General features: G+C 60.3%; 9 protein-coding genes. 7 read left to right on the forward strand and 2 right to left on the reverse strand.

All coding sequences use genetic code 11. From position 1 onward, the window contains the following. The first annotated feature begins 91 nt into the window (after positions 1 to 91). Positions 92 to 1,189: a redox-regulated ATPase YchF gene (ychF, locus tag DevBK_RS02225; RefSeq protein ID WP_317184327.1), complete on the forward strand. Its 1,098-nt coding sequence runs from the start codon at positions 92 to 94 to the stop codon at positions 1,187 to 1,189. A gap of 192 nt (positions 1,190 to 1,381) precedes the next feature. On the opposite strand, the gene DevBK_RS02230 is transcribed toward ychF, so the two are convergent. Then, positions 1,382 to 2,200 (reverse strand): phytanoyl-CoA dioxygenase family protein, encoded by an 819-nt coding sequence (locus tag DevBK_RS02230; RefSeq protein ID WP_317184328.1) that lies wholly within the window; start codon positions 2,198 to 2,200, stop codon positions 1,382 to 1,384. Positions 2,201 to 2,285: 85 nt separating this feature from the next. Between DevBK_RS02230 and DevBK_RS02235 the strand changes: the two genes are divergently transcribed. Then, entirely contained in the window at positions 2,286 to 3,098 is an 813-nt protein-coding gene (locus tag DevBK_RS02235) for a helix-turn-helix domain-containing protein (RefSeq protein WP_317184329.1), read from the forward strand. 137 nt (positions 3,099 to 3,235) lie between these two features. Here the strand turns inward: DevBK_RS02235 and DevBK_RS02240 are convergent, their stop codons facing one another. Further along, entirely contained in the window at positions 3,236 to 4,150 is a 915-nt protein-coding gene (locus DevBK_RS02240; RefSeq protein WP_317184330.1) for a helix-turn-helix domain-containing protein, read from the reverse strand. 215 nt (positions 4,151 to 4,365) lie between these two features. Here DevBK_RS02240 and DevBK_RS02245 point away from each other — a divergent pair, with 215 nt between their 5' ends. From DevBK_RS02245 to DevBK_RS02265, 5 genes are all read left to right on the forward strand, one after another. Beyond that, positions 4,366 to 6,396 carry an ABC transporter substrate-binding protein gene (locus DevBK_RS02245; RefSeq protein WP_317185577.1) on the forward strand — a complete coding sequence of 677 codons (2,031 nt, stop codon included), beginning with the start codon at positions 4,366 to 4,368 and terminating at the stop codon, positions 6,394 to 6,396. A gap of 80 nt (positions 6,397 to 6,476) precedes the next feature. Next, entirely contained in the window at positions 6,477 to 7,490 is a 1,014-nt protein-coding gene (locus DevBK_RS02250; protein WP_062631621.1) for an ABC transporter permease, read from the forward strand. A 62-nt stretch (positions 7,491 to 7,552) separates the two neighbouring features. Beyond that, positions 7,553 to 8,686, forward strand: coding sequence for an ABC transporter permease (locus tag DevBK_RS02255; RefSeq protein ID WP_062631622.1), 1,134 nt, complete (start codon positions 7,553 to 7,555; stop codon positions 8,684 to 8,686). Between the two features lie 10 nt (positions 8,687 to 8,696). Next, positions 8,697 to 10,361, forward strand: a complete 1,665-nt coding sequence (locus DevBK_RS02260; protein ID WP_061910525.1) for an ABC transporter ATP-binding protein — start codon at positions 8,697 to 8,699, stop codon at positions 10,359 to 10,361. Positions 10,362 to 10,373: 12 nt separating this feature from the next. Beyond that, positions 10,374 to 11,744: an alpha-glucosidase/alpha-galactosidase gene (locus DevBK_RS02265; RefSeq protein ID WP_156352224.1), complete on the forward strand. Its 1,371-nt coding sequence runs from the start codon at positions 10,374 to 10,376 to the stop codon at positions 11,742 to 11,744. The last annotated feature ends 332 nt before the right edge of the window (positions 11,745 to 12,076 follow it).

Consider the following 12,076-nt stretch of genomic DNA (forward strand, 5'->3'; position numbering starts at 1 on the left):
CGATGGCCGCAGAGCGGCGTCGCCGCGGGACTAGGTTGACATCCAACCCAAACCGACCCAATTGGAACCCAACAATTTCCCGGAGTTTCCCATGGGCTTTAAGATGGGCATCGTCGGCCTGCCGAATGTCGGCAAGTCGACGCTTTTCAATGCGCTGACCCGTACGGCGGCGGCTGCCGCTGCCAATTTCCCGTTCTGCACCATCGAGCCCAATGTGGGCGATGTGCCTGTGCCGGATGCGCGGCTCCAGAAGCTGGCGACGATCGGCAAATCGGCGACGATCCTGCCGGCGCGCATGAGCTTTGTGGATATTGCGGGTCTCGTGAAGGGCGCGTCGAAGGGCGAAGGCCTGGGCAACCAGTTTTTGGCCAATATTCGCGAATGCGATGCCATTGCCTATGTGCTGCGCTGCTTTGAAGACGGCAATATCATTCACGTTGCCAATAAGGTTGACCCGCTGGCCGATGCCGAGGTGGTCGAGACCGAGCTGATGCTGGCCGATCTTGAAAGCCTCGAGAAGCGCCGCAATGGCGTGGAAAAGAAGGCCAAGGGCAATGACAAAGACGCCAAGGTTACGCTCGAGCTGATTGATCGTTCGCTTGTCCTGCTGCACGATGGCAAGTCGGCGCGCTTTGTCGAGCGTTCGGCCGAGGAAGAGAAGGCGTTCCAGGAGCTGCAGCTTCTTACGTCGAAGCCGGTGCTTTACGTCTGCAATGTCGACGAAGGGTCGGCTGAAAACGGCAATGCGATGAGCAAGCTGGTGGAAGCCTATGCCAAGGCGAATGATGCGGGTGTCGTGATCATTTCGGCTGAGATTGAATCGCAGCTGGCTCAGTTGCCCGATGCAGAGCAGGCCGAATATCTGGAATCGCTGGGGCTGCATGAGCCGGGCCTCAACCGCATGATCCGTGAGGCTTATGATCTGCTTGGGCTGCAGACCTACTTTACGGTCGGCCCTAAGGAAACGCGCGCCTGGACGATCCATAAGGGCGACAAGGCTCCGGCGGCGGCGGGCGTCATTCACACCGATTTCGAGCGCGGGTTCATTCGCGCGCAGACGATTGGTTTTGATGATTTTGTGACCCTTGGCGGCGAAGTTGCGGCCAAGGAAGCGGGCAAGGCTCGTGACGAAGGCAAGGAATATGTCGTCAAAGACGGCGACGTGATGCTCTTCAAGTTTAATACTTAGAGGCGTCCCGCAGGGCAAATCGCGCCAGTGGCGCGATTTGAGGCGAGAAGGCTATGAGCGCTCTGCGCGAATGGCTAGGCCAAGGGCACTGATAGAAATCCCCGCGTGAGCGGGGATTTTTTGTTTGTGCCACGACCTCGTGGTTCGAGGCTGCGCTTTGCTGCGCACCTCACCATGAAGTTTACTGGGAAGTTAGTGCGGGCCCATGGCCGGTTGATTGGTGCCGCAGGGGCCGCCGTCCATGTTGATGGCGATGTCTTGTTTGTCGCCGGCAAAGCTGAGGGCTTCGTACCAGTGGCTGATCTCTTTGGTGCTGGCTGGGATGTAGTGGAAAATCAGCGAGCGGCGGAAGCGGTCGGGGCTGGTGTTGGGCGTCGAGCCGTGGATGACGCTGCCGTTGAAGAAGAGCACGTCGCCGGCTTTGAGCTGCATCATTTGCGGTTCGAGGCCCGGTGGGGGCTCGACGTGTTCGGTGGTGAAGAAGCGGGTGGGGTCTGACGGTTCGGGGCAGGCGATGTCGAGCATCGAGGTCTGCGGCACGCACATCATACCGCCATTGTCGGCATCGGCGTCGTCTACGGCGATCCAGGCGGCCATGCAGGTGCCGGGTTTGACGCGCAGGTAGAAATTGTCCTGGTGCAGGTCCTGACCGCGCGCGCCTGGGGGCTTGAAATAGAACATGGACTGGCAGGCAAAGGGCTCTTCACCGAACAGATCGGCGAGGATTGGCTGCAAACGCGGATCGAGCATGTAGCGCATGGCGAGTTGGCCGACATCTTTGTCGGGGTGCTTGTGCGGGTGCATCATGCGCGGGTAGCGGCTGAGGGGATCGTTGGGCGTATTGCTTCGCGGCATGTCGGAGAGGCCGGGGACGGGGCCATTGGCTGCCTGGTCCATAAACGTCTTGCGGATTTCGGCGATTTCTTCGGGGGTGATCAGGCCGCGGACGGCGAGGAAGCCGTCGCTTTCGAACTGCGCTGCCTGCGTGTCATTGAGAAAAGCATGTGTCATTCCGACCTCCCTATTTGAGGAAGACTAAGCCGAGAGCAGGCTGCTGGCCATGGAACATGCTGCCAATGATATGCAATATCCTGCTATGAGTGAAATTGCAGAAAGCCCATATCAGTCGGCGCGGCGGCTTCTTACGGGGCACTTTGATGAGACATCGGGCTATCGTGCCGTGCGGCGGCGCGGGGTGGGCGATTGGCTGCTGGTGCACACGACGGGTGGGCGCGGGCGGTTTGGATATGCCGGCGGCGAGCTGATCGTTGAGGCGGGAGACTGGGTGCTTTTGCGACCGGGAACGCCGCATGATTATGGGGTCGAGGCGAAGCTTGAGCGATGGGAGCTGGTGTGGGCGCATTTTCAGCCGCGGACGGAATGGCTGGACTGGCTGGCTTGGCCGGTGGTGTCGGGTGGGCTGATGCATCTGCGGATCGAGGACGCCGGTTTGGCGGCGCAGTTTGCGGGGGTACATGCGGTGCTCACTGGTTCGCAGCTTCGGCGGGAGGCGCTGGCGTTCAATGCGCTGGAGGCGGTGTTGCTCGGGTGCGACGGGTACAATGAGCGGGAGGCTCAGGCCGGCGATGGACGCGTGCGCAAGGCGCTGGATTTCATCGAAGATCGGCTGCCGGAGAAGCTGCTTATCGATGATGTGGCTGAGGCGGTGGGCTTGTCGGCGTCACGATTGGCGCATGTGTTTCGGGAGGAAACCGGCGAGACGGTGCAGGGGCATATCGAGGCGCGGCGGATGCAGCTGGCAGCGGATTTGCTGCAGCGGACGAGTTTTCCGGTGAAGCAGGTGGCGGCGAGTGCCGGGTTTGAGAGCCAGTTCTACTTTTCGCAACGGTTCAAGCGTCGGATGGGGGTCTCGCCGCTGCGGTTTCGGCAGCAGACGCCGGAGAGTTGATTGCTAAGCGGATGTCATCCCGGCGTTGAGCCGGGATCCATTTTGAGATCTCAGGATGGGCCCCGGCTCAAGGCCGGGGTGACAATCGAGTGTGAGACTGGCGCAGCGCGAGAGCTGCCCGCCCTGCGGGACGGGCCCTAGCCCTCGATAGTGTCTTTCCGCATCTGGCTCGGGGTCATCCCATACGCTTTGCGAAAATGTTCGTAGAACTGGGTCTGGCTGACGAAGCCGGACTGGAAGGCGACGTTGGCGATGGAGAGGCTGCCGTCGAAGAGGAGGGAGCGGGCGCGGATGAGGCGCATGCGGGTGACGAATTTCTGGACCGAGATGTGCATCACCTTGGTGAAGAGGTTGGTCGCGTAATTGGGGTGGAGCCCGACAACCTTAGCGATGTCTTCGGCGGAGAGGGGATCGGTGATGTTTTCAACGATATGGCGGACCATGCGGACGACGTAGCGCACTGGCGTCGTGGTGCGCGTGCGGGTGCCGGATTTTTCGAGCCAGGCGGGGAGGAGGGTATCCCAGCCGGTGATGGCGGCGCGGCGGAACATGGTGCCGATTTCGGTGCGCACGAGGTCGGCGCGGAGCGAATTGCCGCTGCGGTAATCGCCGTGCCAGCGTTCGAGCGTGTCGAGACCGATGCATTCGGGCGTGAGCTGGATAACGCCGCCGCCCATCAGGGTTTCGGTGAGGCGGCCGAGATGGGGCATCTCCAGGAAAGCATCCATCGGCAAGTAGATATTGAGCTGGCGCGCATCGACGACGTCGTGAAGGGCGACGGTCTGGTGGGGAATGCCGGCCCAGAAGGCGACGAGGCGGTTGGCACCGACTGTGATGGGGCCGCCGTCGAAGGAATAGTCCATCTGGCCCGAGGTCAGCCAATTGAACTCGATATGCCCATGACTATGGGGCGCGGACATAATCTGGGGCGGAAAGGCGCGGATGCCGAAGCGGCCAAAAGCCTTGCCCGAGGCATAAAAGCTGCGGTCCGGACGCGGGGTCGGGCGGGGCGCCTTCTCGCGGGGGCGCATTTGGGACAAAACAACTGTCATACTAATCAGCGGGCTTCTTAGAAAACCGGAATAAGTCTCTATCATTCCGGATTGCATCATCGCTGGCAAGTCGTAGGTTGAGATCGTGCACGGGACCAGAGTCAGCGAGGAGAAACTGACTCGACGCATCACGCGCTAGCCCGTTGCAAAGGGAGGTTCTATTGAGAAAGCCTATCTATGCCCTTGGCGGGGCAGGACTTTTGCTGTCCGTTTCCATGTCCGCCGTTTTCGCTCAGACCGAGTGGACCACGCCACCAGATCCGCCGGAATTCGCCGCACAGAGCGAACCGGTATTCGTGAGCGGTTCTGATATCCAGGAATACAAGGCGCTGCCGGAATATCATGAGCCGGACTTCGTCAAGGCATTCGTCGATGCCGGCAAGCTGCCGCCGGTCGCTGAGCGCCTGCCCAAGGAACCTCTGGTTTTCAAGACCCCCAACATGCCCGACGGCATGGGCGTTTATGGCGATACCATGCGCCACGTTATCGGTGGCCGTCCTGACGGCTGGAACTATATCGGTGGCGCGACCCAGGGTTGGGGCGGCGTCGACATCGGCATGTACGAATGTCTGACGCGTACCGGTCCGCTGTTCCAAGTGAAGGCCGACGAACTCGAGCCGCTGCCGAACCTCGCCAAGAGCTGGGAATGGTCCGAAGATGGCCACGAACTGACCATGCACCTGATCGAGGGTGCGAAGTGGTCTGACGGCGAGCCTTTCGGCGCCGACGACGTCATGTTCTATTGGGAAGACAACGTTCTCGACACCAATGTTGCCCCGACGGGTGGCGCAACGCCGGAAAGCTTTGGCGAAGGCACGACGCTCGAAAAGATCGACGACGCGACCGTCAAGTGGACCTTCAAGCAGGCCAAGCCCACGCAGTTCCTCTATGCCATGGCCTATGGCACGTTCTGCCCGGGTCCGGCGCATATCCTCAAGCCGCAGCATCCGAAATATTCGGAAAACAACTACGACCAGTACAAGAACGCCTTCCCACCTGAATTCCTGAACTTCCCGGTTATGGGTGCGTGGGTGCCGGTCGAATATCGTCCAGACGACGTGATCGTGTTGCGCCGCAATCCTTATTATTGGAAGGTCGACGAGAACGGCAACCAGCTGCCCTATCTCAACGAAGTCAGCTATCGCCTCTCAACTTGGGCCGATCGCGACGTGCAGACCATTGCCGGCACGGCCGACTTCTCGAACCTGGAACAGCCGGAAAACTTCGTGGAATCGCTCCGCCGTGCGGCGGAAGAGACCGCTCCGGCTCGTCTGCAGTTCGGCGCCCGCACTATCGGCTACACCCTCTATCCGAACCTTTCGGGCAATGGCTGGGGTGAACCGAACGAGCTGAGCCAGGCTGTGCGCGAGCTCAACCGGAATATCGATTTCCGCAAGGCGATCACCTATGCGATCGACCGCAAGAGCCTCGGTGAATCCCTCGTCAAGGGGCCGTTCACGACGCCTTATCCGGGCGGCCTTTATGCCGGCACGAGCTTTTACGACAAGGACTCGACCGCCTTCTTCGGCTACGACATGGACAAGGCCAAGGAATACCTGGCCAAGGCCGGCCTCGAAGACACCGATGGCAATGGCGTCGTCAACTTCCCATCGGGCACGGCGGGTGGTCAGGACGTCCAGATCACCATGCTGGTCAATGCCGACTACACCACCGACAAGAGCCTTGCCGAAGGTGTGCTCGCACAGATGGAAGCCCTTGGGATCCGCGTCATCCTCGACACTGTGAGCGGCAACTCGCTGGCCGAATACCAGCAGGGCGGCAAGTATGACTGGGCGATCCTCCGCAATGGTTCGGATCTCGTCTCGGTGGTTCAGGGTACGGCTGGGCTTGCCCCTGTTGGTCCGCGTACGGCCTTCTCGCACCGCGCCGGCACTGACGGCACGCTCGACCTGATGCCGTTCGAGCAAGAGATGGTGGATACGGTCAACAAGTTCATCGCCAGCGCCGACAATGCGGAACGCGCTGACCTGATGAAGACCTACCAGCAGATCTACACGCAGAACCTCTATGCCATCGGCCTGACCCAGTATCCGGGTGCTCTCTTGATCAACAAGCGCTTCGCCAATATCCCGGCCGGCGCCCCGATCTTCCAGTTCAACTGGGCCGAAGACAACGTGATCCGCGAACGCCTCTATGTACCGGCGGACAAGCAGAGCACGAACGAGTTGCATCCGAACACCCTGCCCAATACGCCGGGTGTGGGTAACGGACCGATTTCCAACTGATCCCTCTCCAATGACAGGTTCGGCGGCGGCACGCTGCCGCCGGACTTCGACCCAAAAAGTTTCTGCCAGAAGAGAGTGTGATGCTGCGCTTCCTCGTATTCCGGATCCTGGGGGCCATCCCCATCCTCATTCTGCTGAGCATCGTCACCTTCCTGATCATTCAGGCGCCTCCGGGCGACTATGGCGACTATATCCGCACCATGGCGATCAACCGCACCGGCGCCACCGCCGAGCAGGCCCAGGCCATGGCCGAAGCCTATCGCGCTGCCAATGGGCTCAACGATCCGCTGATCGTGCAATATTTCCGCTGGATCACCGGCGTCGTGACCCGCTTCGATTTCGGGCAATCGCTCTACTACAACAAGCCCGTGGGCGATGTGGTGGCCGAACGCCTGCCGCGCACGATCCTTCTTGCGCTGACCTGCCATATCCTGGCTTCGGTGATCGGCATCAGCCTCGGCATTCTCGCGGCGACCCGTCAATATTCCTGGGTCGATACCGTGCTGGGCTTCATCTCCTTCATGGGCATGACGATTCCCCGCTTTCTGCTCGCGATCATCATTCTCTATGTTCTGGTCTTCCGGCTCGGGGTGAACGAGATCGGCAGTTTCAACTCGGCCTATTGGGGCGGCCAGCCCTGGGGCTGGGGACGGTTCGTCGACCTCGTCGCCCATGTCTGGCCGGTCGTGCTCGTCGCGACGATCGGTGGGCTCGCCTATAATATGCGCGTGATGCGCGCCAATCTCCTCGACGTGCTCAACAGCCAATATGTCGAGACGGCGCGCGCCAAGGGCCTACCGGAAAGCGCCGTGATCATGCGCCATGCCGTGCCCAATGCGCTCCACCCGCTGGTCGCCTATCAGGGCGTGGTACTGCCCTACATGCTGACGGGTGAAATCGAGGTCGCCATTGTCTTTGGCCTCGCCACCGTCGGTCCGGCAATCGTGGGCTCGATGGGTGTGGGTGACGTCTGGGTGACCGCGACGTTCGTCATGGTGCTCGCCGTCACGCTCATCATCGGCAATATCATTTCCGACGTGTTGCTTGCGCTGCTCGACCCGCGCATTCGCCTGGGCGGGGAGAAGTCCAATTGACCAAGTATCAAGATCCCAATCCCGGCTCCTCCATTCCGCTACCGCCCGATGCCGCCGGCCCCATGCCGACGCCCGCGGAGGAAGCGGATACGCCCGAGGTCAATTCGCGATGGAGCAGCACCAGCGACGAGGGCTATCTGGCGCTCGTGTGGCGGCGGTTCCGGCGCTCGACGATCGGCATGATCGGCCTCGTGCTGGTTGTGCTCCTGATCGTCGTGACGATCTTTGCCGATTTCTTCGCGCCGCAGGATCCGAAGGCTGCCGATATCGGCTTTGCGCCGCCCGATCATGTCAGCTTCTTCAAGGGCGATGGCAGCTTCACGCTCATTCCGGTGGTGTTTCCGATTGCCGAAGGCGATGAGCTTGATCCCATTACCTTCCAGCCGCTGGTTGGGCCGGACTATGACAACCCGACCGAGCTTGGCTTCTTTGTGCGGGGGTATGAATATCGGCTGCTGTGGGTGATCCCGGCCAATATCCATTTCTTCGGACCGGTCGATCCGGAAAAGACGGTGCATTTCCTTGGCACCGACAAGTTTGGGCGCGATATTCTCGCGCGTGGCTTTGTCGGGGCACGGATTACGCTGACCATTGCGCTGGTGGTGGTCACGCTGACGACGATCGTCGGGACGCTGGTGGGGATTACGTCGGGCTATATTGGTGGGCGGTTCGATTCCTGGGTGCAGCGGGTGGTGGAGTTCATCCTGATGTTCCCGCAGTTGCCGCTCTATCTGGCGCTGACGACGCTTATTCCGGCAACGGCACCATCCAATGTGTTCATTGCTTTCGTCATCGGCGTGATCGCGGCCTTGGGGTGGGCGCAGCTCAGTCGCGAGGTGCGATCAAAGACCTTATCGCTGGCGCGGATCGAATATGTGCGTGCAGCGATTGCGGTGGGTGCCTCGGATCGACGGATCGTCGTGCGTCACATTCTCCCCAATGTGCTGAGCCACATCATCGTCGCGGTGACGCTGGCCATTCCAAGCGTTGTGCTGCTCGAGAGCTTCCTTGGTTTCCTCGGCTTTGCCGTGAAGCCACCGCTGATCTCCTGGGGGCTGATGCTGCAGGATACGTCGTCCTATTCGGTCATTGGGTCCTATCCGTGGATCCTCTCGCCCGTCATCTTCGTGCTGATCACCGTCTTTGCGTTCAACGCGCTGGGCGATGGCCTGCGCGACGCCGTCGACCCCTATTGAGGCCAGTGTCATGACCCCCAGCAATCCAGTTTCGAGCGAGCGGCATGACCTTGGTACCCACGGGCGCGAGTTGATCCTCGACGCGCGGAATGTGGGTGTCGATTTCAAGGTGGAAGGCGGCACGGTACATGCGGTGCGCGATGTGTCGTTCCAGCTGCACAAGGGCGAGACTATCGCCCTTGTGGGGGAATCGGGGTCCGGCAAATCGGTGACGGCGCGGACGCTGATGAAGCTTCTGACGAAGCGCGCCACTATTCTCCCCAATACGCGGATCACGCTTTCGGGCAAGGATGTCGTCAAGATGGGCGACAAGGAGATGCGCAAGCTCCGTGGCAATGACATTGCCATGATCTTTCAGGAGCCGATGAGTTCGCTTAATCCGGTTTATACGATCGGGCAGCAGCTTTGTGAGGTTATTCACCTGCACAATAAGGTTTCGCGCGACGAGGCGATGAAGCGGGCCGAGGCGCTCCTGACCGAGGTGCAGATTCCGGAGCCGCGGGCGCGGCTGAACAACTTTCCGCACCAGCTGTCTGGCGGACAGCGGCAGCGCGTGATGATCGCCATGGCGCTCGCGAACCGGCCCGATGTGCTGATTGCGGACGAGCCGACGACCGCGCTCGACGTGACCGTGCAGGCGCAGATCCTCAATCTTATCAAGGACCTGAAAGACAAGTATGGCATGGCGGTGATCCTGATTACCCATGACCTGACGATTGTCCGGCAGTTTTCAGAATATGTCTATGTGATGCAGAACGGTCGCGTGCAGGAGCACAATGCGACCGAGGCGCTGTTTGCCAATCCGCAGCACGCCTATACCAAGCATCTGTTGGCCTCCGAACCCAAGGGCACGGCGCTGCCACTCGAAGAGGGGGCGCATGACACCGTGCTTGAGGGCAAGCAGGTGAAGGTAGCCTTTACCCTTAAGCGCGGTGGGTTCTTCAAACCCGACTTCTTTGAGCTCAAGGCGGTCGACAATCTCGACATCAAGTTGATGCGGCATGAGACGCTCGGGATCGTGGGCGAGAGCGGCTCGGGCAAGACGACGTTCGGGCAGGCGCTGGTGCGATTGATCGGCAATCAGGGCGGGCAGATCTGGTTCGATGGCGAGCGGATCGATGGCAAGGATCGCCAGGCCATGCGGCCGCTGCGGAGTCGGATGCAGATCGTCTTCCAGGATCCGTTTGCTTCGCTCAACCCGCGCATGTCGATCCGCCAGATCATCGAAGAAGGGCTCGTGGTCAACGGCATCGGCGCCAATAGTCGCGAGCGGGTCGACCGCGTGCGGCAGGCGCTGCGCGATGCCGGCATGCCGGACAATATCCTCTCGCGCTTTCCGCATGAATTCTCGGGCGGGCAACGCCAGCGTATCGCCATTGCCCGGGCCATTGCACTCGAACCCGAATTCATCCTCCTCGACGAGCCGACATCGGCTCTCGATCTGTCGGTTCAGGCGCAGATCATCGACCTGCTGCGCAAACTGCAGGACGAGAAGGGCCTCTCCTATCTCTTCATCTCGCATGATCTCAAGGTCGTGCGGGCCCTATGCCATCGGGTGATGGTGATGCAGCACGGCAAGATCGTGGAGCAGGGGCCGGTTAATGAAGTGCTCATCAACCCCAAAACCGAATATACGGCGCGCCTCGTGCGGGCCGCATTCGAAATAGCTGCCTGACGACTGGAGTTTATAATGGCAAATCCGAAAATCACCTTCATCGGTGCCGGCTCATCGGTGTTCATGAAGAACATCGTGGGCGATATTTTGCAGCGTCCAGCGCTGGCCGGCGCGCAGATCCGTCTGATGGATATCAATCCGACGCGGCTTGAAGAGAGCGAGATCATTGCGCAGAAGCTGATCAACACGCTTGGTGTTTCTGCGACGGTCGAGACCTTCTCGGACCAGCGCAAGGCGCTCGACGGCACCAATTTCGTCGTCGTCTGCTTCCAGATCGGTGGCTATGAGCCTTCCACCGTCGTCGATTTCGAAGTGCCCAAGAAGTACAACTTGCGTCAGACCATTGCCGATACGCTCGGCGTCGGCGGCATCATGCGTGGCCTCCGCACCGTGCCGCATCTGTGGAGCATTTGCGAAGACATGCTGCAGGTCGCGCCCGACGCGATCATGCTGCAATACGTCAACCCGATGGCGATCAATACCTGGGCGATCTCGGAAAAGTATCCGACGATCAAGCAGGTCGGGCTCTGCCACTCGGTGCAGGGCACGGCGGCTGAACTGGCCCACGATCTCGGCATTCCTTATGAGGAAATCCGCTATCGCTCGGCCGGCATCAACCACATGGCGTTCTATCTCAAGTTCGAGCATCGCCAGGCCGATGGCTCGTACAAGGATCTCTATCCAGAACTGTTCAAGGCCTATCGTGAAGGCCGTGCGCCCAAGCCGACCTGGAACCCGCGCTGCCCGAACAAGGTGCGTTACGAGATGATGACGCGGCTCGGTTATTTCGTGACCGAAAGCTCCGAGCACTTTGCGGAATATACGCCTTACTTCATCAAGGAAGGCCGCGAGGACATCATCGAAAAATTCGGCATTCCGCTCGATGAATATCCCAAGCGCTGCGTCGAGCAGATCGCAAACTGGAAGAAGACGTCCGAGGACTACAAGAAGGCTGACCGGATCGAGGTCAAGCAGTCCAAGGAATATGCCTCGTCCATCGTCAACTCGGTTTGGACCGGCGAGCCTTCGGTGATTTACGGCAATCTGCGCAACAACGGCGTCATTACCTCGCTGCCGCACAATGCGGCGGTGGAAGTGCCATGCCTCGTCGACGACAATGGGCTGCAGCCGACCTATATCGGGGAATTGCCCCCGCAGCTGACGGCGCTGATCCGCACCAATATCAATGTGCAGGAGCTGACGGTTCGTGCGCTGATCGAGGAAAACCGCGAGCACATCTATCATGCCGCGATGATGGATCCGCATACGGCGGCGGAACTGGATCTCGAGCAGATCTGGAACGTGGTCGATGATCTGCTGGAAGCACACGGAACGTGGATCCCGGAATGGGCACGTGGGCCGCGCAAGCAGCGCGTTGCATAAGGGTTTAGACTAACCGCAGCGTCACCACCGGGCTTGTGCCGGTGGTCCAAGCCATTCGCAAGAATGGCTGGCGGAAGCGAGATGGATTGCTGGGACAAGCCCGGCAATGACGGTTGGGGAGATTTTGTTCTCCCACCGTGTCGTTCCCACGAAAGCGGGAATCCAAAATCGGTGCCAGAAATAGAGATCCCCGCTTTCGCGTGGATGACATTGTGGGTAGGCCCCGGCGCCGAAGCGCTGGGGTCATTTTGTTTGCAAGTTACAGCGTGTGGGTCTCGATTTCCCTTATACCCTTGAGGGAGAAGGTGCCCGAAGGGTCACCGAATTCTCAT

The sequence above is a fragment of the Devosia sp. BK genome, from assembly GCF_032907385.1.
Lineage (GTDB): Bacteria > Pseudomonadota > Alphaproteobacteria > Rhizobiales > Devosiaceae > Devosia.